17 protein-coding genes and 1 pseudogene are annotated in these 25,464 nt (G+C 65.1%); 9 read left to right on the top strand and 9 right to left on the bottom strand.

Annotation, left to right across the window (positions count from 1 at the left end; translation table 11 throughout):
* Positions 1-156 precede the first annotated feature (156 nt).
* The 4 genes from EC86_RS0106950 to EC86_RS0106935 all read left to right on the top strand — a co-directional run bounded on the left by EC86_RS0106950 (position 157) and on the right by EC86_RS0106935 (position 8,138).
* A complete protein-coding gene (locus EC86_RS0106950) occupies positions 157-2,691 on the top strand; it encodes a PD-(D/E)XK nuclease family protein (protein ID WP_029524945.1) in 2,535 nt (844 codons plus the stop codon).
* Positions 2,692-2,952: 261 nt separating this feature from the next.
* On the top strand, positions 2,953-6,216 hold the full coding sequence (locus tag EC86_RS0106945) for a UvrD-helicase domain-containing protein (protein WP_029524944.1): 3,264 nt from the start codon (positions 2,953-2,955) through the stop codon (positions 6,214-6,216).
* Entirely contained in the window at positions 6,216-6,551 is a 336-nt protein-coding gene (locus tag EC86_RS0106940; protein ID WP_029524943.1) for a DUF4124 domain-containing protein, read from the top strand. Before EC86_RS0106945 ends, EC86_RS0106940 begins: the two co-directional genes overlap by 1 nt.
* A gap of 279 nt (positions 6,552-6,830) precedes the next feature.
* Complete coding sequence (locus tag EC86_RS0106935; RefSeq protein WP_232229960.1) at positions 6,831-8,138, top strand: TIGR03862 family flavoprotein; 1,308 nt, start codon at positions 6,831-6,833, stop codon at positions 8,136-8,138.
* Positions 8,139-8,154: 16 nt separating this feature from the next.
* On the opposite strand, the gene EC86_RS30475 is transcribed toward EC86_RS0106935, so the two are convergent.
* Both EC86_RS30475 and EC86_RS0106925 read right to left on the bottom strand, forming a co-directional pair.
* On the bottom strand, positions 8,155-10,218 hold the full coding sequence (locus tag EC86_RS30475; protein WP_029524941.1) for an erythromycin esterase family protein: 2,064 nt from the start codon (positions 10,216-10,218) through the stop codon (positions 8,155-8,157).
* A gap of 14 nt (positions 10,219-10,232) precedes the next feature.
* Positions 10,233-10,937 (bottom strand): dienelactone hydrolase family protein, encoded by a 705-nt coding sequence (locus EC86_RS0106925; protein ID WP_029524940.1) that lies wholly within the window; start codon positions 10,935-10,937, stop codon positions 10,233-10,235.
* 147 nt (positions 10,938-11,084) lie between these two features.
* Here EC86_RS0106925 and EC86_RS25965 point away from each other — a divergent pair.
* Positions 11,085-12,142, top strand: a pseudogene (locus tag EC86_RS25965) (IS701 family transposase).
* Between the two features lie 77 nt (positions 12,143-12,219).
* Here EC86_RS25965 and argA read toward each other — a convergent pair.
* Positions 12,220-13,569 carry an amino-acid N-acetyltransferase gene (gene argA, locus EC86_RS0106915; RefSeq protein WP_029524939.1) on the bottom strand — a complete coding sequence of 450 codons (1,350 nt, stop codon included), beginning with the start codon at positions 13,567-13,569 and terminating at the stop codon, positions 12,220-12,222.
* Between the two features lie 239 nt (positions 13,570-13,808).
* Between argA and hrpA the strand changes: the two genes are divergently transcribed.
* Positions 13,809-17,708 carry an ATP-dependent RNA helicase HrpA gene (gene hrpA / locus EC86_RS0106910; RefSeq protein ID WP_232229958.1) on the top strand — a complete coding sequence of 1,300 codons (3,900 nt, stop codon included), beginning with the start codon at positions 13,809-13,811 and terminating at the stop codon, positions 17,706-17,708.
* Between the two features lie 60 nt (positions 17,709-17,768).
* Here the strand turns inward: hrpA and EC86_RS27615 are convergent, their stop codons facing one another.
* The 6 genes from EC86_RS27615 to lptF form a co-directional block, all read right to left on the bottom strand.
* Positions 17,769-17,927: a DUF3309 family protein gene (locus EC86_RS27615; RefSeq protein ID WP_084181217.1), complete on the bottom strand. Its 159-nt coding sequence runs from the start codon at positions 17,925-17,927 to the stop codon at positions 17,769-17,771.
* 90 nt (positions 17,928-18,017) lie between these two features.
* Positions 18,018-19,205, bottom strand: coding sequence for a pyridoxal phosphate-dependent aminotransferase (locus EC86_RS0106900; RefSeq protein WP_029524937.1), 1,188 nt, complete (start codon positions 19,203-19,205; stop codon positions 18,018-18,020).
* Between the two features lie 5 nt (positions 19,206-19,210).
* Positions 19,211-20,155, bottom strand: a complete 945-nt coding sequence (locus tag EC86_RS0106895) for a CysB family HTH-type transcriptional regulator (RefSeq protein WP_029524936.1) — start codon at positions 20,153-20,155, stop codon at positions 19,211-19,213.
* A 212-nt stretch (positions 20,156-20,367) separates the two neighbouring features.
* A complete protein-coding gene (locus EC86_RS0106890; protein ID WP_029524935.1) occupies positions 20,368-20,745 on the bottom strand; it encodes a sirohydrochlorin chelatase in 378 nt (125 codons plus the stop codon).
* Positions 20,746-20,782: 37 nt separating this feature from the next.
* Positions 20,783-21,934, bottom strand: coding sequence for an LPS export ABC transporter permease LptG (gene lptG, locus EC86_RS0106885; RefSeq protein ID WP_029524934.1), 1,152 nt, complete (start codon positions 21,932-21,934; stop codon positions 20,783-20,785).
* The gene (gene lptF / locus EC86_RS0106880) at positions 21,931-23,052 is read right to left on the bottom strand and encodes an LPS export ABC transporter permease LptF (protein WP_029524933.1); all 1,122 of its coding nucleotides are present in this window, start codon (positions 23,050-23,052) and stop codon (positions 21,931-21,933) included. The genes lptG and lptF overlap by 4 nt, the downstream gene beginning before the upstream one ends.
* Positions 23,053-23,117: 65 nt before the next feature.
* Between lptF and EC86_RS0106875 the strand changes: the two genes are divergently transcribed.
* The 3 genes from EC86_RS0106875 to EC86_RS0106865 are packed head-to-tail and all read left to right on the top strand — an operon-like array spanning position 23,118 to position 25,419.
* Positions 23,118-24,638 (top strand): leucyl aminopeptidase, encoded by a 1,521-nt coding sequence (locus EC86_RS0106875; protein ID WP_029524932.1) that lies wholly within the window; start codon positions 23,118-23,120, stop codon positions 24,636-24,638.
* On the top strand, positions 24,635-25,075 hold the full coding sequence (locus EC86_RS0106870) for a DNA polymerase III subunit chi (protein WP_029524931.1): 441 nt from the start codon (positions 24,635-24,637) through the stop codon (positions 25,073-25,075). Before EC86_RS0106875 ends, EC86_RS0106870 begins: the two co-directional genes overlap by 4 nt.
* The gene (locus tag EC86_RS0106865; RefSeq protein ID WP_029524930.1) at positions 25,072-25,419 is read left to right on the top strand and encodes a hypothetical protein; all 348 of its coding nucleotides are present in this window, start codon (positions 25,072-25,074) and stop codon (positions 25,417-25,419) included. The genes EC86_RS0106870 and EC86_RS0106865 overlap by 4 nt, the downstream gene beginning before the upstream one ends.
* Positions 25,420-25,464: the final 45 nt, after the last annotated feature.

Here is a 25,464-nt window from a genome sequence, read left to right as displayed (position 1 = left end):
GGTCTGGTTACGATAGGAAAGAGTGATAAATGTCGCGTTTATTGTGGCAGAAACAAGGGCCACGGGCGCTGGCCGGCCGCTATCGCGTCGATAGCCCGCTGCTGCGGGGCGCCTTCTTCTCTTTTGTCGATTGAAAAAACTTCGTTTTTCCCCTCCATGACCATTTCACCTTCCCTTTCCGCCCGCTGCTGGCACCAGGCCATTCAGCGGCTGGCCGAGACCATTGCGTCGCGCGGCCTTCATCCTTCCGAGGTGGTCGTGCTGCTGCCTTACGCCCAGTTGATCCAGCAGGCCCGCCAGACCTGGGCCGAGAACGCCGGCGGCACCTTTTTCGTGCCGCGCTTTGAAACCACAATGAACTGGGCCACCGGCCTGGGCGGCACGCTGGGCATGTTCACGCCTTCGGGCGTCGATCTGCGAATGGATGTGTCGGTGGACATGCTGACCGCCGCGTCGCTGCTCGGCCAGGCCGGCTTGGCCGCGCAGCAGGATGCACTGGCTGGCCGGCTGGTCGAGGCCGCCTGGAGCCTGGCCCGCGTGGCCGCCAGCGTGCTGCCCGCCGAACGCCAGGCCTGGAGCGAGTCGGTGGCCGAGGCGCTGGGCGTCGGCCTGGACTCGCCGGTGCTGGCGCTGGAAGCGGCCGTCGGGCGCATTGCGCTGGCCTGGGTGGCGGCCTCGGGCTACGCATCGGACCGGCTGTTCCAGGCCGAGCCGGCGCTGCTGGTGGTCGTCGAGGGTTTCCAGGCCGAGCCGGTGACCGAGGCACTAAGGCTGCATCTGGGCGAGCGGGCGTTGTCGATTGCGCTGTGCCTGCCCGAGGACGAAGCGGATTCGCCCGATGCGCTGCTGCCGTCGCTGCATGCCGCGCTCGACGCCGAAGACGAGGCCGGCCGCGCCACGGCCTGCGTGCTGGCGCACCTGGCGCAAGGCCGCAGCCCGGTGGCGCTGATCGCGCAGGACCGCCAGCTGACCCGCCGCGTGGCCGCAATGCTGGCCGAGCGCGGCATTCCCATGCGCGATGAAACCGGCTGGAAGCTGTCCACCTCGCGCGCGGCGGCCAGCCTGATGAGCCTGCTGCGCGCCTTGCCCTGGGATGCGTCCACCGATGCCGTGCTTGACTGGCTGAAACATTCGCCGGCCTTTGCCGCCGCCACCGTCACGAAAGCTGAAGCCGAGCTGCGCAGGTTCGGCATGCGGGCGTGGCGCGACCTGCCGGCGGCGCCGCTGGGGTCGCTGGCCGCCGCCCAGCTGCTGGCGCTGCAGGTGAACCGGCTGCGCGATGGTCTGGTTCGCCCGCGCCTGCTGGCTGCCTGGCTGCGCGACCTGCGAACCGCCCTGCAATCGGCCGGCCAGTGGGAAGGGCTTGCGCGCGACGAGGCCGGCCAGCGGGTGCTGGAGACGCTTCGCCTGCACGAAGGCGCCGACAGCGAGTTTGCCGGCGCCCCGGTCATGAAGCTCAGGGAATTCACCAGCTGGGTCAACCAGGCGCTGGAAGGGCAAACCTTTTCTCCCGTGCATCCGGTGGACGAGCAGGTCGTGATTCTGCCGCTGGCGCAACTGCTGGGCCGGGGGATGCAGGCCGTCGTGCTGCCCGGCTGCGACGAGATCCGCCTGCCGGTGTCGCCCGACCCGCCGGGCCAGTGGACGCCGAGCCAGCGCGAGCTTCTTGGACTGCCATCCCGCGAGGCGCTGGCCCGGGTGTCGCGGCGTGCCTGGGCCTATGCCCTGCAGCTGCCGCATGTGGACCTGCTGTGGCGCCGCAGCGAGGCCGGCGAGCACCTGATGCCCAGTGGTTTCGTGCAGGAATTGCTGCTCGGCCGCTCCCTTTCGTCGGACCTGGCGGACGACCCGCGCAGCCTGCGCGCCGTGGCGGACTGCCCGACGCCCCGGCCGCAGCCCAGCGGCGAGGCGCTGCCTGTCACGCGGCTGTCGGCCAGCAGCTATGGCGACCTGCGCGCCTGCCCCTACCGTTTTTTTGCGCTGCGCCAGCTGGGCCTGCACGAATCGGACGAGCTGGAAAGCGAACTCGGCAAGCGCGATTTTGGCAACTGGCTGCACAGCCTGCTCTGCACCTTTCATGAAGCATTAAAAGAGGATCCTGCGCAGGACCAGCCTACACGCATAGCTATGATTAATGTAGCGGCCGAGCAGGCCACGAAAAAGCTCGGCCTGAGCAGCAGCGAATTCCTGCCGTTCGCCGCCGCCTGGGGGCCGGTGCGCGACGGCTACCTGGCCTGGCTGGCCGCGCACGAGGCCAGCGGCGCCTGGTTCGACAGCGCCGAGCAGTGGCGTGAGATGCCCTTGGGTGACCTGACGCTGATCGGCCAGATCGACCGCATCGACCGGCAGGCGGGCGGCGAACTGCTGCTGATCGACTACAAGACCGAGCCGCGCGCCACCACTGCCGAGCGCATCAAAAACGGCCTGGAGGACACCCAGCTGGCCTTCTATGCGGCCTTGAGCGCCGACGACACGCTGGCGGCGGCCTATGTCAACCTGGGCGAAAAGGAGCCGACCCGCACCTACGACCAGCCCGGCATCGTGGAACTGCGCGATGCGCTGATCGACGGCATCCTGCTGGACATGTCGCGCATCGCGCAGGGCGCGCCGCTGCCCGCGCTCGGCGAAGGCAAGGGCTGCGCCTATTGCGCCGCGCGCGGTTTGTGCCGAAAAGACTTCTGGAGTGAATAGTGCCCCCACGCTCCCCACTGCGTGTGGTTCGCTGCCCCCCGAGGGGGCTGGCCCGCCAGCGGCCTGGCAGAGCCAGTTCCGCGGCCGGTGCTTGCACGGGCGGGGATGGCTCCGGCTCTCCTCGCTGCATGGGGTTCGCTTCCCCGAGGGGGCTGACTCGCCTGTTGCCTGGCCGAGCCCCTTTCGCAGCCGGTGCTTGCACGGGCAGGGAATGGGACAAATCCTCTTCTTGAACATCGAAATAATGAATACTTACCGACCATGACCGCAGCCTACGAATGCAACGGCAAGCCCGTTTCCGCCGACGCCTTCTACGCCATCGCCTGCGATCCGCGCCGCAGCGTGGCGGTCGAGGCCTGCGCTGGCGCGGGCAAGACCTGGATGCTGGTCTCGCGCATCGTGCGGGCGCTGCTCGACGGCGCCAATGCACCCGACCCTGCCGATGGCAGTCCGCGCGAGGCGGTCCGGCCGCATGAGATCCTGGCCATCACCTTCACCAAGAAGGCCGCCGGCGAGATGCGCGAGCGGCTTGTTGAATGGCTGCAAAAGTTCACCCATGCCGACGACGAAACCCTGCGCCAGGAACTGGTCATGCGCGGCGTTTCAAGCCAAAAGAGCCCGCAGTCCAATGCCGACATGCGCTGGCAGCTGTCAAATCTGTACCGCTCCATGCTGGCCGGCGGCCGCTCGGTGCAGATACGCACCTTTCACGGCTGGTTTGCTGCCTTGCTGCGCAGCGCGCCGGTGGCGGTGCTGCACCGCCTTGGCATGCCGGTAAGCTACCAGCTGCTGGAAGACGATGCGCCGGCCCGGGCGCTGGTGTGGCGGCGCTTTTATGCGGCGCTGGCCGCCGAGCCGGCGCTGCAGGCCGACTTCGAGGCGCTGGTGCTGGGCCACGGCCGCTTCCAGGCCGACAAGGCGCTGCAGGCCGCGCTCGACAAGCGGACCGAGTTTGTGCTGGCCGATGAAAAAGGCGTGGTCGATGCGTCGGTCCAGCCTTTCGCGGCGCAGTTTCCGGAGTTCGCCGAACTGGCCGCGCCGCAGGACTGCCTGGCGCCTGCCGGCGCTGGCCACGCCTTGCTGGTCCAGGCGGCCACGGCGCTGGGCCGCGCCAGCGCGCCGTCGTTTTCAGCCAAGGGCGCCGAACTGGAGCAGGCCTTGAGCGCGCTGGACCTGCCCGGCATCTTCGGCGCGCTTCTGACCGACAAGGGAACGCCGCGCAAGTTCGGCGAAAAAATCAACGGCATAGCCACCGTGCGCCAGGCGCAGGACCTGGTGCTGCGGGTTCAGGCCGCCTGCCAGCAGCACGAGGCGTGGTTGCACCAGCAGCGCATGGCCCGGCTGAGCCGGCTCTTGATTGTCCAGTACACCCAGCTCAAGCGCGAGCATGGCTGGGTGGACATGAACGATGTCGAGCGCGCCGCGCTTATCCTGCTCAGCGACCCGGTGCTGGCCGGCTGGGTGCAGGAGCGGCTGGACGCGCGCATCAAGCACCTGATGATCGACGAGTTCCAGGACACCAACCCGCTGCAGTGGCAGGCGCTCTCAAGCTGGCTCAGCGGCTACGGCGGCGCGGGCGCGGCGCCCAGCGTGTTCCTGGTCGGCGACCCCAAGCAGAGCATCTACCGCTTCCGCCGCGCCGAGCCGCAAGTGTTCCGCGCTGCGCAGGCCTTCGTGATCGAGGGGCTGGGCGGCGATTTGCTCAGCTGCGACCACACCCGGCGCAATGCGCTGGCTGTCATTGGCACGGTGAACGCCGTCATGAGCCATGCCCGCGAGGTCGATGGCTACGACGGTTTTCGTGACCACAGCACCGACTCAAGCATGGCCGGCGCCACCGGCTGCCTGCCGGCGATTCCCCGCATGAAGGCCGATGCCGATGCGCAGGTGCAAGCCGGCTGGCGCGACAGCCTGAGCACGCCGCGCGAACTGCCCGAGGAAACGCTGCGAACGCTGGAGGCGCGCCAGGCTGCCGCCTGGATTTCGCAACAGATCGCCGGGGGCCTGGCGCCGTCCGATGTGATGGTGCTGTCGCGCAAGCGGGCCGGCCTGCTGCCGGTGCAGGAAGCCTTGCGCGCGCTGCACATCCCGGCGCAGATCGGCGAGAAAACCGACCTGATCGACTGCTGCGAAGTACACGACATGGTGGCGCTGCTCGACGTGCTGGTGTCGCCGCACAACGACTTGTCGCTGGCGCGCGCCTTGCGCTCGCCACTGTTCGGCCTGGCCGATGCCAGCCTGGTGCAGATCGCGCTGCTGCAACGCGAGCACAAGTTGCCGTGGTACGAGCTGCTACAAAAAACAGAGCTGCTAGCGTTAGAGCTGCAAGGGCTGGCGGTCATATTGAGCCGATGGAAAGGCTGGCTCGACAGCCTGCCGCCGCACGACGCGCTGCAGGGCATCTACGACGATGGCGATGTGCTGGCGCGCTTTGCGGCCGCTGCGCCCGCCACCCGGCGCCTGGCGGTGCTGGCCAACCTGCGCGCGCTGCTCGGCGTGGCGCTGGGGCGAGATGGCGGGCGCTATGCCACGCCCTACGGCCTGGTGCGCGCGCTCAAGGCCGGCGGCCTGCTGGCACCGGTGGCGGCCAGCGACGGGGCGGTTCGGCTGCTGACGATCCACGGCGCCAAGGGCCTGGAAGCCGAAGCGGTGCTGCTGCTGGACACCGACACGGTAGAGCGCAATGCCGACAGCATGGGCGTGCTGATCGACTGGCCCGGCGAAGCCACCGAGCCGCGCAAGCTGGTGTTCCTGGTCAGCGAAGGCAAGCCGCCGGCCTGCGCGCAGGAAGCGCTGGCCGCCGAGCAGGCGGCCCGCAAGCGCGAGGAACTCAATGCCCTGTATGTCGCCATGACGCGCGCCCGGCACACGCTGGCGATCTCGTCAATCGAGCCGCACCGCGCGACCACCGACAGCTGGTGGCAGCGCATGCAGGGCCTGCTGCCGCCGCTGGCGGCGCCGAGCGCCGGCGGCATGCCCGACAGCCCGGACGCTCCCGGCGTGTTTTACCTGGCCGAGCTCGCGGCCCTGCCCGACACCCGGCCGCCCAAACCGCCTTCGGAGGAACCGGCGGACGAAGACCCGGCCAACGCCCGCATCGGCAAGGCCATGCACCGCCTGCTCGAATGGGGCGGTCCGTCGTCGGCCGAGCATGTCGGCGCGGTCGCGCGCGAGTTCCGGCTCAGTCCGGCGCAGGCGGCCCAGGCGTCCGTGCTGGCCCAGCGCATCATCCAGGGCGACGGTGCCTGGGCCTGGCGCGACGACGTGCTGGCCTGGCAGGGCAATGAAGTGGACCTGGTGTTCCAGGGCCAGGCCTTGCGTCTCGACCGGCTGGTCCGGCGCAAGGACGCCGGCCATGAAGGCCAGTGGTGGGTGCTCGATTACAAGTCGGCGCCGGAGCCCGAACTGCAACCCGAGCTGATCGTGAAGATGCGGGTCTACCGAGCCGCCGTGCAGCGAATCTATCCGGGCGCCACGGTGAAGGCGGCCTTCCTGACAGGGCTTGGCACGGTGGTGGAGTCGTGATGCGAGGCATCGCCTTGCGCAGCGTTGTGGCCGTCATCGTTTTCTGGACGATGACGCATGCTGGCCACGCGCAGACGTACTACACCTGCATGAGCGCGCAAGGCCGCCCCGAATTCTCTGAACAGCCCTGCTCGGGCCGGCCGGCCGAAAAGGTTGAAAGCCTCAACTGCCGCAAGGCCCGGCAGGAGTTGGAGGCTGCGCGCTTCGCGGACCCTCGCCGCACCGATCTGCAGGCCAGGCGCGCGGCCATGAACAGCGCCTGTGGTCTGAAGCCTCCCCATGTCACCATCATCAGCAAGCCGGCGTCGCTCCAGCCTTATTCCGGGTCGCGTTAAAAACGGCCACTGGCGGCGCCCTGGCGCTGCCGCCGGATTGATTTACAAGCGAAATGACCTCTTTGCGCAATACAGACGGCCACCTACAGCTATTAAAAACAGAGCTGATAGGATGCGCCGGGTAGCTTGCCCCTGAATGCAGCCCTTTTTTGACCTCGAAATGCACCTTCGTGCGGACGGATTTTTCCTGTGAACACCATCGACTCTCTTGCCAGTCCCACCCTGAACCCGGCCCGGCCGCTGCGCGTTGCCGTCATTGGCGGCGGCCCCTCGGGCCTGATGGCGGCCGAAGCGCTGGCCAGCGCCGGCCCTGCGGTTTCGGTGCAGGTGTATGACGCCATGCCATCGGTTGGCCGCAAGTTCCTGCTGGCCGGCAAGGGCGGGCTGAACCTGACGCATTCCGAGCCCCCGGAGATTTTCCTCAAGCGCTACGGCGAGCACAGCGGGCCACTGCAGGCGCTGATGGCCACTCACGGGCCAGCCGAACTGCGCGCCTGGGCCGAAGCGCTGGGAATTGAAACCTTTGTCGGCAGTTCGGGGCTGGTGTTTCCCAAGGACATGAAGGCCGCGCCGCTGCTGCGCGCCTGGCTGCACCGCCTGCGCGCCTCTGACGTGGGGTTTTCCATGCGGCACCGCTGGCTGGGCTGGGCCGAGGACGGCGCGCTGAAATTTTCAACGCCCGCCGGCGAGGTGCTGGCCCGGTTTGATGCCGTGGTGCTGGCGCTGGGCGGCGCAAGCTGGAAACGCCTGGGCTCCGACGGCGCCTGGGTGCCACTGTTGCAGGTGCGCGGCGTGCCCGTGGCGCCGCTGCAGCCGTCGAACTGCGGCTTTGACGTGGCCGCCCGGCCTGCGCTGGACGCCGCCGGTCATGGCGAAACCCGGCGCGATTTCTTCCGGGAACTGGTCGGCCAGGCGCCGCAGCCCCAGCCGGGCTGGAGCGAACACTTTGCCAGCCGCTTTGCCGGCCAGCCCTTCAAGTCGGTGGCAATCCGTTTCACCGATTCCCAAGGCCGCGCTTTCAGCCGCAAGGGCGAATTCGTCGCCACGGCCACCGGCGTCGAAGGCAGCCTGGTCTATGCGGCGTCCAGCCTGCTGAGGGACGAGATCGCGGCCCAGGGCAGCGCGACCCTGCTGCTCGACCTGCTGCCCGACAAGACGCCCGAACAGGTGCTGGTCGAAGTGCGCCATCCGCGCGGCTCGCGCTCGCTGTCGAGCCATCTGAAAAGCCGATTGAACCTGGACGGCATCAAGGCCGGCATGCTGTACGAACTGCTGGGCAAGGAAGCAATGGCCGACCCCGTGAAGCTGGCGGCCGGCATCAAGGCGCTGCCGCTGCGGCTGGTGGCGGTCCGGCCCATCGACGAAGCCATCAGCAGCGCCGGCGGCGTCCGGTTCGAGGCTCTGGATGCGAACCTGCGCATCACCGTGCCGGCCGACCTCAAGCCGCCGGTGTTTTGCGCCGGGGAGATGCTTGACTGGGAAGCGCCCACCGGCGGCTACCTGCTCACGGCCTGCTTCGCCACCGGCCGCGCGGCCGGGCAGGGCGTTTTGCGGCACTTCGGGCATACCATGCCGGCCGGCGCCTGAGCGGCTTGCGGCCTGGCTAGATTCCCGACGGAAAGGTCTCCGGGGCTTCCCCGGCGCTCCAGACCGGCCCCTTGTCCAGCGGCTCCAGCGCGCTGGTCTCATCAATGTGGATCATGGCATCGAACTGGCTGGCCAGGCGGGTGTGGAAATAGTGGCTCTGGCGCTCGGTTTCGGGCCGGTAGATGACGCCGATGGCGCGCTGCAGCCGCAGCGGCTCGGCCAGCTTGCGTAATTGGGCATGGTCCCGCAGGGCGAGGAAAAAGCGCTTCGTTCCGGTCTGGTGGAACACGTCTTCCCAGCTGCCGTGCAGGCCGTCCGGCACCCGCTTGCGCTGCGGCGGACTGTCCCAGTCCGAGGCGGCCGTCACCCAGCCGTGGTGGGTACTGAAACCGACGCGCACGGCATCCAGGCCATAGCGGTCGCGCATCAGCTGGCCGACATTCCATTCGCCCCGGTCGCTCATCTCGGTGGTGCCGGCATCGCCCAGATGCGAGTTGTGCGCCCACACGGCGATGCGCGGCGGCGTGCCGGCGGCGCCCAGGTGCCGGTCCAGCGCCTGCAGCGTCTCGACCATGTGGCTGTCGCGCAGGTTCCAGGACGACACCCGGGCGCGGAACATAGTGCGGTAGTACTCCTCGGCGTTGCGCACCAGGCGGGCGTTTTGCTGGGCATGGAAAGCCTCATCGCGCTCCAGCCCGGGCGTGTGCGGCAGTTCCGCCGCGCGCCGTGTTATTTCCCGCAACTGCTGCACCACCGCGTCCTCGCAGCTCGGCGCCATTCCAAAGCTGGCAGCGTAGCCATAGGCGTTGCTGTCCCCGCCCGCATGGTCAAAGCAGCTGTAGCGGTCGCGGGCGCGCCGCGTGGCCTCGGGATCGACCCGGTCGAGGTAGGCCAGCACCTCCTGTATCGAGGAAAACAGGCTGTACAGGTCGATGCCGTAAAACCCGGCCTGGGTGTCCGGGTCGCGGCCGGTGTTGTAGTCGCGCAGCCATTCGACAAAATCGCGCACCTCGGTGTTGCGCCACATCCAGGCCGGAAAGCGTTTGAATCCCGACAGCGCCGATTCCGCATCGGCGTCGCTGCCCAGGCCGCGCACATAGCGGTTCACGCGCCAGGCGTCGGGCCAGTCGGCTTCGACGGCAACGGCCGTGAAGCCTTTCTCGGTGATCAGCCGGCGCGTGATGGCGGCGCGCTCGCGGTAGAACTCCTGCGTGCCGTGCGATGCCTCGCCGAGCAGGGCAAAGCGCGCCGGGCCGATCAGTTCGAGCAGCGCATCGTAGTCGTTTTCAGCGCCGTCCAGCGGCTGCAGGTGCTGCTGCAGGCTGTGGACCAGCGCGCTGGCGGGTTGATGGGCATCTGACTGCGGCTCGGGCGACGGGTTTTTCTGCCAGGCTTTTTCCCGGACCAGATTGGCCTTCAGCGCCTGCTCATGCGTGCGGCGGGCTTCATCGAGCAGGGCGATGACTTCCTCGTCGGGGGTCTGTCCAAAGGTCTTGTACCAGAGGCCGACGGCGCGAAACGGATGCGGCATGGCGGCGCAGACCACCTCGTCGGCTTCCTCGCGCAGGGCCTGGCAGCTGTCCTGCGCGCCCACCGGAACGGCCACCACCAGCCGCGCCGGATGATGCTGCCGGATGGCCAGCACGGCCGCGCGCATGCTGGCGCCGGTGGCCAGGCCGTCATCGACCACGATCACCGTGCGGCCTTCCAGGCTGAGCGGGGGGCGCTGTCCCCGGTAGAGCTGCTCGCGCCGCACCAGTTCATCCTGCTCGCGGGCCACGACCTCGGCGATTTCCGAGGGCGCGATGTCCAGGCCGCTCAAGGGCGTCATGACGCGAACGCCGCCGCTGGCAATCGCGCCCATGGCGTATTCCTCGTGGCCGGGAAGGCCCAGCTTGCGCACCACGAAAATGTCCAGCGGCGCCTGCAGCGCGCGCGCCACTTCAAAGGCCACCGGAACGCCGCCGCGCGGCAGGCCGAGCACCAGCAGGTGGGTCTGGCCGGCGTAGTGGGCCAGTTTTTCCGCCAGCACCCTTCCAGCATGGCGGCGATCATTCATCGGCAAGGTGATGTCACGCATGATGACTTCCTCCTTCAGGCTTTGACTGCGGGCGCGCCTCCGGGTTCCCGGTGCGCCAGGTGGGTGCCGAACCATGACGCCGCCAGTTCGGCCACCGCCTCCAGCGCCCCTTTTTCTTCAAACAGGTGGGTCGCGCCCTCGACAATCGCCATGCGCTTCTCGCAGCGCAGGTGCGCGAGCGAATCCTCGTTGAGCTCGATCACGCCGTGGTCGGCGCCGCCGACGATCAGCAGCGTCGGCGCGGTGACGGCCGCCAGCGCCACCGGGCCGGCCAAGTCGGGCCGGCCGCCGCGCGACACCACAGCGGCAATCCGTCGACCCAGCCGGGCGGCGGCAATGATGGCGGCGGCGCTGCCGGTGCTGGCGCCGAAGTAGCCGACGGGCAGCTGCTGCAGGCCGGGCCGCACCACCGCCCAGGTAGTTGCGTCCTGCAGGCGGCGGGTGAGCAGCGCGATGTCGAAACGGTGCTCGCGGGTGTGCATGTCGATCTGCTCCTCCTGCGCGGTGAGCAGGTCGAACAGCAGCGTGGCAATGCCGGCCTGCTGCAGCCTGTGCGCGACCAGCCGGTTGCGCGCGCTGTGCCGGCCGCTGCCGCTGCCATGCACGAACAACACCACGCCGAAGGCGCCGGCCGGCACTGTCAGGTCGCCGTAGAGCCAGGCGTCACCGCAGGGAATGCGGACTTCATGCGCGGCAGGGACTAGCACGTCAGGATTCATGGCGATCTCCAGCACGATGGAAGCATCAGCCTATAAGAAACCGGCGCGTCGGGATATCAGGTTTTTTCTATTTTTCCTGTAGTCAAGCCCGTGCAAGCAGGGGTTTAAGTAACTGACCTTACGCAGCCCGCCTGTTAGCCTACGCGCATGAAAAATTCTGAACTGGAGTTGTACACGGACTACCTGCTGAGCAGCTTTGGAGCGACAACAGCGACGGGGCTGTCGGCCATGGTGCAGGGCGATGTCAGCCATGACCGGATTACCCGGTTTTTATCCGGGCAGGACTACACGTCAAAGGACTTGTGGCGCCAAGTCAAGGCGATGGTTCGTGAAGTGCAGGATGTCCAAGGCGTGCTGATTTTTGACGACACCATCCAGGAAAAGGCGTGGACGGACGAGAGCGATTTGATTTGTTGGCACTTGCGAACCATTGCAGCGGTCGCACGGTCAAAGGAATTAACCTGCTCAACGCGCTGTACCACTGCAACGGCAGGTCAATTCCGGTGGCGTTTGAGTTGGTGCAAAAGCCACTCCAATGCGACATGGCGACGCGCCAGGTCAAGCGCAAAAGCGAGAAGACCAAAAATGAAATGATGCGCCAGATGATCCATGCCTGCTTGCAAAACACCTTGCAATTTCACTTCGTGCTGATGGACAGTTGGTTCTCCTTCGAGGAGAATTTTGATTTCATCACGAGCCGGGGCAAGCATTTCATAGCGGCACTGAAGGACAACCGGCTGGTGGCGTTGAGCCAGGAGGACTGGAAGAAAAAGCGTTTCGTGCGCGTAGACGAGCTGCAATTTCCAGAGCAAGGCGCCGTGCAAGGCTGGCTCAAGGGGTCTGCCAGGGCAGTCCGTTTGGTCCGCCAGGTCTTTAAAAACCAAGACAGCAGCACCGGCACATTGCACCTGGTTTGCAGTGACCTCACGTGCGACTATGACGCCATCACCACGACCTACAAAAAACGGTGGCAAGTGGAGGTGTTTCACAAATCCTTGAAGTCCAACGCAGGCATGGCCAAATCGCCAACGCAGACGTTGAGAACCCAAAGCAACCACGTCTTCATGGCGATTTATGCCGTATTCAAACTTGAATGCCTGAGCGTAAAAAGCAAGATAAACCCTTTTGCTTTACGGTTCAAACTTCTCATCAATGCCACCCGCAGCGCTTTTGACCAGCTTCAGAAATTTCAAGCTGCTGCGTAAGGTCAGTAAGAAAAAAAACCGATTTTCGCGTTTGCCTTGTCTGCGCTGACCGCACCCGGCGGCGCAATGGCTCCTGCTCAGCCCAGCTTCTTAACCAGCACCTGGCTCTTGCGGTCCCAGTTGTACTTGCGCTTGCGCGCGTCGGGCAGCCAGTCCGGGTCCACCTGCACGAAGCCGCGCTTGATGAACCAGTGCATGGTGCGCGTGGTCAGCACGAAAATGCTTTGCAGCCCGGCGGCCTTGGCGCGCTGCTCGATGCGCTTCAAGATTTTCTCGCCGTCGCCCTGGCCCTGGCTTTGCGGCGACACCGTGAGGGCGGCCATCTCGGCGGTCTTGGCTTCCGGATAGGGGTAGAGCGCGGCGCAGGCAAAGATCACGCCGTCGTGCTCGACGATGGTGTAGTGGTCGGCGTCGCGCTCGATCTCGGTGCGGCTGCGCTTGACCAGCGTGCCGTCCTGCTCGAACGGCTCGATCAGCTGCAGGATGCCGCCCACGTCGTCGGCGGTGGCTTCGCGCAGTTCCTCCAGCTTTTCATCGACCACCATGGTGCCGATGCCGTCATGCACATAGATTTCCAGCAGCAGCGCGCCATCGATGGCGAACGGGATGATGTGGCTGCGCTCGACCCCGGCCTTACAGGCCTTCACGCAGTGCTGCAGGTAAAACGCGGTATCGGTCGGGCGCTGGCCGGCAGGCACCTTGGCCAGCAGGGCTTCGGCGGCGGCCAGCGGCAATTCGGTGTCGATCGGGTTGTCCTCGCTGACGGGCTCGTCGGGCTTGAGCCGGATGCCCGGAATCTCGGTCACGAAGATCAGCTTGTCGGCCTGCAGCGCAATCGACACGCTGGTCGCCACTTCTTCCATGGTCAGGTTGAAGGCCTCGCCAGTCGGCGAAAAACCGAAGGGCGAGATCAGCACCATCGCGCCGAAGTCGAGCGTGCGGGAAATGCCCGCCACATCGACCTTGCGCACCAGGCCCGAATGCTGGAAATCCACGCCATCGACAATGCCGACCGGCCGGGCGGTGATGAAGTTGCCCGAGATCACGCGAATCGTCGAGCCGGCCATCGGCGTGTTCGGCAGGCCCTGGCTGAAGGCGGCCTCGATTTCATAGCGCAGCTGGCCGGCGGCTTCCTGCGCGCAGTCCAGCGCCACTTCGTCGGTGATGCGCATGCCGTGCGAATACTTTGCCTCGTGGCCCTTGGCCCGGAGCTGCTCGTTGACCTGCGGCCGGAAACCATGCACCAGAACGACCTTCACGCCCATGCTCTGAATCATGGCAAGGTCCTGCGCCAGGTGCGGCAGCTTGCCGGCGGCAATCGCCTCGCCGCAGACGGCGACCACGAAGGTCTGGTTGCGGAACTTGTGGATGTAGGGCGCCACCGAGCGGAACCAGGGAACAAAGGTGAAATTGAAGACCGTGGACATGGCGCGCTTTCGGGGTTCGGGAGGGGCAAAGGACAAAAAAGGCCAGGATTCGGTCCAGTCCTGTCCCTTTCAACCCTTTTCCCGGGAAACAAAAAAATAGCAGTGAGTTTAAGGGAAGACCCTAGTCGCCACAGGCGCACTGGCGCTGCAAACCCCGCCAGCCAAGCCTTGAACAGGCAGAGCGCCGATAATCAGCAGTTTTGACTGCTGGGCCTGCCTTGCTTCCTTCCTTGTCTCCTCTGGCCATCACCTTTCCCGAGTCGCTGCCGGTTTCCGCCAAGCGCGACGACATCGCTGCGGCGCTCACGGCGCACCAGGTCATCATCGTCTGCGGCGAAACCGGCTCGGGCAAGACCACGCAACTGCCGAAAATCGCCCTGGCGCTGGGGCGCGGCAAGCTCAACTACCCGCCCGGCCAGGGCAAGCTGATCGGCCACACCCAGCCGCGCCGGATTGCCGCTTCCAGCGTCGCCAAGCGCATCGCCGAGGAGCTGAAGACGCCGCTGGGCGACGTGGTTGGCTACAAGGTGCGTTTCCAGGACCGGCTGAGCCGCGACGCCTCGGTCAAGCTGATGACCGACGGCATCCTGCTGGCCGAAACGCAGACCGACCCGCAGCTGCGCGCCTACGACACCATCATCATCGACGAGGCGCACGAGCGCAGCCTGAACATCGACTTTTTGCTCGGCTACCTGCGCCAGCTGCTGCCGCGCCGGCCCGATTTGAAAGTCGTCATCACCTCAGCGACGATTGATGCGCAGCGCTTTGCCGATTACTTCGCTTCCTCCAAAGGGCCTGCGCCGGTCATCATGGTGTCGGGCCGGATGTTCCCGGTCGAGCAGCGCTACCGGCCTTTCGAGGAATCACGCGATTACAGCCTGAACGACGCCATTGCCGATGCGGTCGATGAACTCTGGCTGAATCCGCACAGCGCCGGCGATATTTTGATTTTCCTGCCTGGCGAGCGTGAGATCCGCGAAGCCGCCGACCACCTGCGCAAGCACCTGGCGCACCAGCCACTGACGCGCAATGCCGAGGTGCTGCCGCTGTTTGCCCGCCTGAGCCAGGCCGAGCAGGACCGTATTTTCGACGGCCACAGCGGCCGGCGCATCGTGCTGGCAACCAACGTCGCCGAAACCTCGTTGACCGTTCCGGGTATCCGCTACGTCATTGACGCCGGAACGGCGCGCGTCAAGCGCTACAGTTTCAGGAACAAGGTCGAGCAGCTCATGGTCGAGCCGATCTCGCAGTCAGCCGCCAACCAGCGCGCCGGGCGTTGCGGGCGGGTGGCCGACGGCATCTGCATCCGGCTCTACGACGAGCCCGACTTCCTGGGCCGGCCGCGCTTCACCGACCCCGAGATCCTGCGCAGCTCGCTGGCGTCGGTGATCTTGCGCATGAAGTCGCTGCACCTGGGAACGATTGAAAGCTTTGCCTTCATCGAGCCGCCGCAGGGCCGCGCGATTGCCGACGGCTATCAGTTGCTGGCCGAACTCGGCGCGGTGAACGACGACAACGAACTCACGCCCGTGGGCTGGACGCTGGCCAAGCTGCCGCTGGACCCGCGCGTCGGCCGCATGATCCTGGAGGCCAAGGACCGGCAGGCGCTCGACGAGGTCTTGGTGATTGCCAGCGCGCTCAGCGTGCAGGACGTGCGCGACCGTCCCATGGACAAGCAGGCGCAGGCCGACCAGGCGCATGCCAAGTTCGACGACGAGAAAAGCGAGTTTGTCGGCTACCTCAAGCTGTGGAAGTGGCTGGGCGACTCGCGCGGCGGCCATGACGCAACGCACAAGCTGACGAACCGCCAGTACGAAACGTTGCTGCGCGAGAACTTCGTCAACATCCGCCGGGTGCGCGAATGGCGCGACATCCATTCGCAGCTGCAGGCGGTGGTCGGCGAGCAGGGCTGGCACCTCAATGACAAGCCAGCCAGCTACGAGCAACTGCACCTGTCGCTGCTGTGCGGCCTGCTGGGCAACATCGGCTTGAGAAGCGAGGAAGACGACTGGTACCTGGGCGCGCGCGGCATCCGCTTTTACCGCCACCCCGGTGCCAAGCTCAGCAAGAAGCCGGGCCGCTGGATCGTGGTGGCCGAGCTGGTCGAGACCACGCGCCTGTTTGGCCGGGGCATTGCCAACATCGACCCGCAGTGGATCGAGCAGGTCGGCGGCCATCTGTTGAAAAAGCAGCTGCTCGACCCGCACTGGGAGAAAAAAGCCGCGCAGGTCACGGCGCTGGAGCGCGCCACGCTGCACGGGCTGGTGGTGTACAACGGCCGGCGCGTCAACTTCGGCCGGGTCGATCCGATCACGTCGCGCGAAATCTTCATCCGCGAGGCGCTGGTGGCGGGCAACTGGGACACCAAGCTGCCCTTTTTGGCCGCCAACGAAAAGATGATCACCCATGTCCAGGACCTGGAGCACAAGGCGCGCCGGCAGGACGTGCTGGTCGATGACGAGCTGATCTACGCCTTTTACGACGAGCAGTTGCCGGCCGGCATCTGCACCGGCGCGGGCTTCGAGAGCTGGTTCAAGGCCGAGGTGAAGACGCAGCCGAAGCTGCTTTTGTTGACGCAGGACGAGCTGATGCGCCACGAGGCGGCCGGCATCACCACGCAGGCGTTTCCCAAGACGCTGCGGCTGGGCGGTGTCGATTGCCTGGCGACCTACCTGCACGAGCCGGGCGATGCGCGCGACGGCGTGACGGTCGAGCTGCCGATCTTTGCGCTGAACCAGGTCAACGAGGAACGCTGCGAATGGCTGGTGCCCGGCATGCTCAAGGACAAGATCCAGGCGCTGATCAAGACGCTGCACCAGCGCCCGCGCTCGCGGCTGGTGCCGTTGCCCGACACCGCCGCGCGCATGGCGCAGGAGCTGATGGCGGCGGAAAAATTCGGCGCGGGCTCGCTGACGGACGCGGTACTGAAATGGGTGCGTGATGCCACGTCGCTCGACATCAAGCGCGGCGATCTGAAGCTCGACATGCTGGCGCCGCACCTGTTCATGAACTTCCGCGTGGTCGATGAGCACGGCCGCCAGCTGGGCGCGGGCCGCAACCTGGGCGCGCTCAAGGGCGAACTGGGCTCGCAGGCGCGCGGGGCTTTCCAGGCGCTGGCGGGGCTGAAGAACCTGGGCCGGGCGGCGCCGCCTGCGCTTGACACCGTCCCGGCCGGTGCTTCAGACCGAAATAAAGCATCAAATAGCCCTTTTGCGCAAGCCGGACGGGCGCAGGCAGCTCCTGAAAAGATAGTAGCCAAGGTTCCGGAGCGCTACACCAGCTGGAGTTTTGGCGAACTGCCCGAACTGATGGAAATCGGCAAGGGCGCGCAGACGCTGATCGGTTTTCCTGCGCTGATCGATCTGGGCGACGCGGTGACCATCGAAGTGTTTGACGAGCCTGATGCAGCCGCCATCAAGCACCGCGCCGGCTTGCGCCGCCTGTTTTCGCTGCAGATCAGGGACGCGCTGAAGTACCTGGAAAAAAACCTGCCCGACCTGCTGAAAATGAGCACGTCCTACATGCTGGTGGGCCGCGCCGCCGACAACTCGGGCGGCGGCACGTTGGACGAGTTGCGCCAGCAGATCATCGAGGTGGCACTTAGCCGGGCGTTTCTGCTCGATCCGCTGCCAACCTGCGAGCTTGACTTCAAGAAGCGGGTGGATGAGGGCCGCGGCCGCCTGACGCTGATTGCCTGCGAGGTGGCGCGGCTGGCGGGCGGCATCCTGACGGAATTTGCCGTGGCGCAGCGCAAGATCAAGGATACGAAAAACGCGCTGGAGGCGGTTCAGGACGCCACGCAGCAGCTTCAGCGCCTGATGCCCAAGAAATTCCTCACGGCCACGCCCTACGGCCAGCTGCAGCATTTCACCCGCTACCTGAAAGCAATCACGCTGCGGCTGGAGAAATGGCGCGCCGACCCGGCCCGCGATGCCACCCGCTTGGCCGAATTGCGGCCGCACGAGCAGCGTTTCTGGCGGCTGCTCGCCGAGCGCAAGGGCGCAGCGGACGCGCGCATGCAGGAATACCGCTGGCTGCTCGAAGAGTTGCGCGTCAGCTTTTTCGCGCAGGAGCTGCGCACGCCGCAGCCGGTCAGCATCAAGCGGCTGGACAAGCTCTGGGCGCAGCTCAATAGCTGACGGCCCAACGAAAAAAGGACCTTGCGTGGCAAGGTCCTTTTTTGGGGAGCAATCAGGGGGTTAGATTCGGCCCATCAGCAGCAGTACGATCAGGATGATCACCACCAGGCCGATGCCGCCGCTGGGACCGTAACCCCAATTGCGGCTGTGACCCCAGCTAGGCAGTGCGCCGACCAGGATCAGGATCAAAACGATCAGCAGGATGAGCGAAAGGGACATAGAGAACTCCTTGTTATGTATGCGTGTATTCTTGCCTTCCGCTTGCGCACGTCAAGCAGGAAGGCGGCTGATACAGGCGTCAGGAGTTGCCTACAGTCGGGCCAGGCGGCTAAGTGCCAGGTGCAGGGTTTCGTCTTTTTTGGCAAAGCAGAAGCGCACGACGTGCTGGTCAAACCCGTCGCCATAAAACGCCGACATGGGAATCGCCGCCACGCCGATGTCGGTGGTCAGCCATTGGCAGAAGTCGGCTTCGCCCAGGTCGCTGACATCGGAGATATCGACGCACTGGAAATAGCTGCCTTCGCTGGGCAGCAGCCTGAAGCGCGTGTTTTCCAGCCCGGCCCGGAAAAGGTCGCGCTTTTGCTGGTAGAACGCCGGCAGGTCCAGGTAGGGCCGGTCGCTGGCCATGTAGGCGGCCAGGCCATGCTGCACCGGCGTGTTGACGGTGAACACATTGAACTGGTGTACTTTGCGGAATTCGGCTGTCAGGCTGCCTGGTGCAGCCACATAGCCGACTTTCCAGCCCGTGACATGGTAGGTCTTGCCAAAGCTGCTGACGATGAAGGCACGCGCCGCGAGCCCCGCAAAGCGCGCCGCGCTCTGGTGGAACTGGCCCTGGGCGGCGTCAAACACCATGTGCTCGTACACCTCATCGCTGATCAGCAGGACATCGGTGGGCGCCAGGATGCTTTGGAGCGTGAGCATCTCGGCCTCGGTCCAGACCGTCGCGCTCGGGTTGTGCGGCGAATTGACGATGATGGCGCGCGTGCGGGGGCTGAGGGCGGCCCTGATCTTTGCGAAATCGGGGCGAAACGTGCCCGGCGTCAAGGGCACGCGCACCACCGTGCCGCCGGCCAGTTCGATGTTCGGCACATAGCTGTCGTAGCACGGCTCCAGCACGATGACCTCGTCGCCCGGATGCACCACGGCCAGGATGATGGTCAGGATGGCCTGCGTGGCGCCTGCCGTGATGGTGATCTCGCTGCCTGGGTCGTAGTTGCGGCCGTACAGCGCGGCCAGCTTGGCGCTGACGGCCTCGCGCAGCACCGGCACACCGGCCATGGGCGGGTACTGGTTCAGGCCGCGCTGCATGGCGCCGGTCACGGCATCGACCAGTTGCGGGTCGCAGTCGAAATCCGGAAACCCCTGGCCGAGGTTGACCGCGTTCTTTTCCGCAGCCAGGGCCGACATGACGGTGAAAATCGTCGTGCCGACCCGTGGAAGCCGGCTGGTCAGCGCCGGCGTGCGGGCCGGTGGGATTGTGAAAACGTCAGCCATGGTGTTCAAACCTCGTCATCGTGAAGGCGACCTGCCATGGCCCGGGCCACCAGGTCGCGGTTGAGCTTGTCGCTGAGCAATTCAGTGAACTTGTAGACAAAATTGCGCAGATAGGCGCTGCGCTTGAAGGCCACGCGGGCAACGTTCACGCCGAACAGGTGGCCTGCCGGCAAGGCAATCAGGTCGGCATTGGTGCCGTCATCCTTGACCGCCATTTCGGCCACGATGCCCACGCCCAGCCCCAGCCGCACATAGGTCTTGATCACGTCGGAGTCGATGGCTTCCAGGGCAATGCGCGGGTGCAGGTGCCGGGCGGCAAACGCCTGGTCGATCTTGGTACGGCCGGTGAACGACGGGTGGTAGGTGATCAAAGGCTCCTGCGCCAGGTCTTCCAGCGTGATGTGCTCCTTGCGGGCCAGCGGATGGTCGCTGGGCATCACCAGCATGTGCTGCCACTCATAGCAGGGCAGCGTCACCAGGTCGTCGTACTGGCTCAGGGATTCGGTGGCAATGCCGATCTCGGCGACTTCTTCGAGCACCATGCGCGCCACCTGGTCGGGCGAGCCCTGGTGCAGGCTGACGTTGACCTTGGGAAAGGCCTCGCGCAGGCGGGCGACCGGCTGCGGCAGCACGTACCTAGCCTGGGTATGGGTGGTGGCAATCGACAGCGTGCCGCTGTCCTGCGCCGAGAACTGCTCGCCGATGCGCCGCAGGTTGCCGACTTCCCGCATGATCAACTCGATGCTTTTGAGCACATGTTCGCCGGGCTCGGTGACACGCTTCAGGCGCTTGCCGTGTCGCGCAAAGATTTCCACGCCCAGTTCTTCTTCCAGCTCGATGATGGCCTTGGAAACACCGGGCTGGGAGGTGTGCAGCGCACGCGCGGTCTCGGTCAGGTTCAGGTTGCGGCGGACGGCTTCCTGGACAAAGCGGAATTGGTGCAAGTTCATGTGAAATTCGGTCTGATGATTGGTTTTATTATGACTGGAATGCACTAGAGTGGAACAGCACGACGGACCATGGCACGCGCTGAATATCTGTTGTCATATGCTACTGAATAAATAGCTGCTTATGCATGACTGGCGTGCGCAAAAGGCCTATTTGATGCTAAAAAATTGTCGCCTGCCTGTGCCCGGGACCGCCGCAGTGACGAAATCCGGCCTCACGCCACCGCGATGTCGGCCATCAGCGATGTCATCTGCGGGTACTCGCCCGCGGCCTGCAGCAGTTCGATGCCCACGTCGGGATGCGCGCTGCGGATGTCCTCGATCAGCAGCGGCAGGTCTTCGCGCGCATGCTTGCCCACGCCCAGAAACAGGGGAAACACCCTTAGCTGCCGGGCGCCCGCCGCAATGAGTTCACCGGCTGCCTCGGGCAGCGACGGCGTGCAGATTTCCAGGTAGGCGCAGCGCACCAGGATGCCAGGATTACGTGCGCTGATCTGCGCGGCGACCGCCTCGATCGGCAAGCGCCACAGCGGATCGCGCGAACCGTGGGCAAACAGGACAATGCCGCGCAGCGCTGGGAATATGGTGGTCATAAGTCCTTGGAAAAGTGAAAGGAAGAGATCGGCCAGGTCATCGCCTGAGCACCAGCCAGCCGAATGCGCCCATGGAAACCGCCATGTAGATCAGTCCCGGGGTGGCCGCTGCCAGCCAGGGCTGCCAGTTGCGCAGGTTGCCGATATAGCCGAACACATTGTTCAGCAGGAAAAAGCTGATGCCGATCATGACACCGGCAAACACGTAGCCGGTGATGCCGCCGGAGCGAAAATGCAGGTAGGCAAAAGGCAGGGCCAGCATCACCATGACCAGGCAGCTGAGCGGATAGAACACCTTGCGCCAGAACTCGATTTCGTAGCGCTGCGACGTCTGTCCATTGGCTTCCAGATGGCGGATGTAATTGAACAGGTCGATAGTGGCCATCCGGTCGGGCCGCAGCAGCGCGACAGACACCATTTCGGTATTGATTTCGGTGGGCCAGCGAAAGCTGGCCACGGCGCTGCGGTTGACGCGCGCCTGTTGTGGGGAGACGCTGGCGTTGCCGGCGCCGCTTGCGCTGGCGGACACGGCAAACTCTGTCCGCGTGGCATCACGCAGCAGCCAGGCGGTGTTTGATGAAAAAGCAGCCACCGGTGCTTCGGTCGCCGAGACGATCAGGCCCTTGCCGTCGAACTCGTAAATACGCACGCCATGCATCTCGCCATCAGGCGACAACTCGCTGACGTTCACGATGAAGCTGCTGCCGGCCTGTTTTTCCTTCAGCCAGGCGCCGGTCTGGCCCACGGTGATCCTGCTCTGGTATTTGGCCTTGAGCAGCTGCGCAGCGCGCTCGCTGACGGGCGATATGTAGTCGCCCACGACGAAGCTCAGCGCGACGAAAAAGGCGCCAAGCCACAGCAGCAGCTTGAGCGCCCGCCAGGGGCCCAGGCCGCTGGTGCGCAGGATCGTGTATTCCGAGCTTTGCGCCAGGCGCGCCATGACGAAAATACTGCCAATCAGCACCGAGATCGGCAAAAGCTCATACAGGTGGTTGGGAATCAGCAGGGTGACGTACAGCAAGGCATGCCTGATCTGGTAGGTGCTCTCGCCCACCAGGCCGTTGTTTTTCCCCAGGTACTGCAGTTCGTCAACCAGGTCAAAGAAGAAGAACAGGGCCAGAAACCCCAGGGCCACCAGGGCAATCGAGGTGAGGACTTCGCGGTAGATGAGGCGCCGTATGGTCTTCATGCCCGGCCTCCCGCCTGAACTGGAGAGACCGGAGCGCGCGCGCGCTGCCTGCGCCCGAAGCGCCAGTTCAGGTGCCGCTTGGCCAGCCAGGCCAGCGCAAGCAGCAGGACGCCGCCATGCAGGGCCAGCAAAAGTTGGCCGAAACCGATCAAGCCGACAAATATCAAGTTCTGGCCCAGGTTGACCAGGTTGTTGTAGACCACGAAGGCCAGCACGACAAAAATCATGTTGACGCTGCGCCCGCCACGCGGGTTCACGCTGGACAGCGCCAGCGCCACCACCACCAGGTTGATGGCGGACAAGGCCAGACCCAGCCGCCATGCCAGTTCGCCCAGGTTGCCGCGTGTCGGGTCCTTGATCAGTGCGCGGCTGGACATCAGCTTGGCTTCCGGCGGTGTTTCGCCCAGCAGTCCGGTACTTCCGGTCTTGACGCCGTATTCCTTGAAGTCGCTGATCTTGAGCGCTGACTTGCCAATTTCGTTTTCCAGCCGCTGGCCGTTGGAAAGCATCAGGAACTGCGCGTCGCCACGGGTTTCAATGCGGCCGGACTGCGCGGTGGTGACCGAGCTTTTTCCTTTTTCAGTGGCGGCGATGAAGACGTTGTTGCTGGCCTGCTCGCCGGCCAGGTCGCGGTCGATGAAAAACACCCGGTTGCCGCTGGAGGACTCCTGAAACACGCCGGGTGTGATGCGGTCCAGGTCGCCGCGCTGCTGGTAGCGGCTTTGCATGTCCCTGGTTTGCTGGTTGGTCCACGGCCAGACAAAAATCGCCATGAGGCTGATGACCATCAGCACCGGCCAGGCAAAGTGGAACAGCGGCCGCAAAAAGCCCGCCAGTCCCTGGCCGCTGGTGAACCACACGGCCATTTCGCTGTCGCGGTACATACGCGACAGGGTGCTGACCAGCGCAATGAACAGGGCTAGCGTCAGGATGGTCGGCAGGCGCCCCAGGCCTGAGTACGCCATGTAGAGCATCACGTCCTGCGGACTGATCGAGCCTTTGGAGGCCTGGCCCAGGGTGCGTATCAGCACGATGGTCATGACGATGGTGACCAGCACCACCAGCGTGGCGCCGAAACTGCGCGCCAGTTCCTTGCGGATTGAAGATTGGAATAACATTGACTGGATGGCTGCCTTGCTCGGCTGCATTTGTGTAAGCTGGTTTTTCTACCCAACCGTGAATTATGGACTTTGAACTTAAAACTCTGAACCGCGCCCTTGTCTGCAGTGAAAAAGCCGATGCGCTGATGGTGTTGGTCCCCGAAGGCTTTTCGGGAGGCGGCGACGCCTTGTCCGTCCTTGCCGCACTGACCATCAAGTCGGGCGATCTGGAAACCAAGCCCGGCAAGCTGCTGAGCGCCTACCGCACGCCCGGCATCGAGGCAACGCGCGTGGTGCTGGTCGGCGCGGGCGATGCCAGCGAAAAAAGCATCCGTACGGCCGTCAATGCCGCCATGGGTGCCTTGAAGACCAGCAATGCGCAGCGCGCCGTTCTTTGTCTTGGCTTGCTGGCCAGCGCCCAGCCCGAGGCGGTGCGCGCCGCCGTCGTCGCCTGCGCCGAGGCCAGCTATGCCTACACCACGACCAAGTCCAAGCCTGCTGCAGCCAAACTGCAGCAGGTGGCCGTTGCGGTTGACGGTCTGGTCAATGTCCAGTCGGGGTTTGACAAGGCCATCGGCCTGGTCAAGGGCATCGAGCTGGCCAAGGAATGGGCCAACCGGCCGGCCAACCATGCCACGCCTTCCTTGCTGGCAGGCGCTGCCAAGGAGCTTGGAAAGCTGCGCTGTATCAAGACTGAAGTGCTGGGGCACAAGGAGGTTGAAAAGCTCGGCATGGGCGCATTCCTGGCGGTGGCACAGGGCTCCGCCGAACCGCTGCGCTTCATCGTGCTGCGCTACGAGGGCGGCGCAAAGGACGACGCGCCGGTGGTGCTGATCGGAAAAGGCATCACCTTTGACACCGGCGGCATCTCGATCAAGCCGGCGGCTGAAATGGACGAGATGAAGTTCGACATGTGCGGCGCCGCCAGCGTGCTGGGTACGTTCCGGGCGCTGGCCGAACTGCAGCCCGCCCTCAACGTGGTCGGGCTGATCCCGGCTTGCGAGAACATGCCGGGCGACAAGGCCATCAAGCCGGGCGACGTGGTGACCAGCATGAGCGGGCAAACCATTGAAATCCTCAACACCGATGCCGAAGGACGGCTGGTGCTGTGCGATGTGCTGACTTACGCGGCGCGCTTCAAGCCGAGAGCCGTGGTGGACATCGCCACGCTGACCGGCGCCTGCGTGGTGGCGCTCGGCGCTGTGCGGAGCGGGCTTTTTTCAAGCAACGAAGCATTGGCCCAATCGCTGGCCCGGGCCGGTGACTCCTCGCTCGACCTGTGCTGGCGGATGCCGCTGGACGACGACTACGCCGAAGGCCTGAAAACCAATTTTGCCGACGTTGCCAACGTGGCGGGACGTGCCGGTGGCGCGGTGACAGCCGCCAAGTTCCTGCAGCGCTTTGCGGCCGACTTTGCCTGGGCGCACTTGGACATTGCCGGAACGGGCTGGAAAAGCGGTCAGGCCAAGGGCGCCACCGGCCGCCCCGTGCCGCTGCTGCTGGACTTCCTGCTCGCACAGGCGACTGTAGCGTCCATTGAGCCAGCGGCGCCCAAGGCAAGAGCGGCCAAAGCACGCGCGCCTGCCGCCAAAACCCGGGCATGACCGACATTGCCTTTCATTTCAACACGGCCGACAAACTGGCCTACGGCTGCCGGCTGCTGAGAAAAATCTACCAAAGCGGCGCGAAGGTGGCGGTCACGGCCGAGCCGGCCGTGCTGGCCGAACTCGACACGCTGCTGTGGGCTTTTTCCGGGACCGATTTCGTGCCCCACTGCACGGTTGATGCATCGCCCGCCACGCTGGCGATCACGCCGGTCGTGCTGGCGGCTTCGCCAGCCGGTTTTTCGCAGCAGGGCATCCTGGTGAACCTGGGGCACGACGTTCCTGCAGGATTCGAGGGATTTGAGCGTTTGATCGAAGTGGTTTCGCTGTCTCCTGAAGATGCGCAGGCCGGGCGCAGCCGCTGGAAGCATTACGCGGCACGCGGCTACACCCTGAAAAGACATGACCTGGCCCATCGGGCCACAGGCGCAGCATGAGCCGTCCACCAGGGCCGCCAGCTTATGTGCCCACGCTGACCGAAATCGTCCCTACGGCGTCTTCCCGAGAGACTCCGGATGAACGCGCGATGGTCGAAATGGCCGCTGCAACAGACCTTCAGGCGTTGATGGTTCAAAGGGTTCTGCGCCATGTCGACGGGGTGCTGGAAACGCGTTTGCGCGAGGCCACCGAGCAACTGATCCGCGAGCATGTCCTGGCCCTGCTGCCGCAATTGCTCGATGAAGTTGAACGGGTCGTGCGTGAGTCGGTAAGTCAGTCATTTCAACGTGAAATGCCTGTATCCCCTGGGCAGCCTGACCGCCAAAAATCCACGCTGCCGTGACCCCTGTCAGCACAAATTTCTTACAAAAAATTGCGCCATATCAGG

The organism is Polaromonas glacialis (assembly GCF_000709345.1).
GTDB lineage: Bacteria > Pseudomonadota > Gammaproteobacteria > Burkholderiales > Burkholderiaceae_C > Polaromonas > Polaromonas glacialis.
The sequence above is the reverse complement of the archived record's forward strand: the minus strand, read 5'-3'. Positions and strand labels throughout refer to the sequence as shown.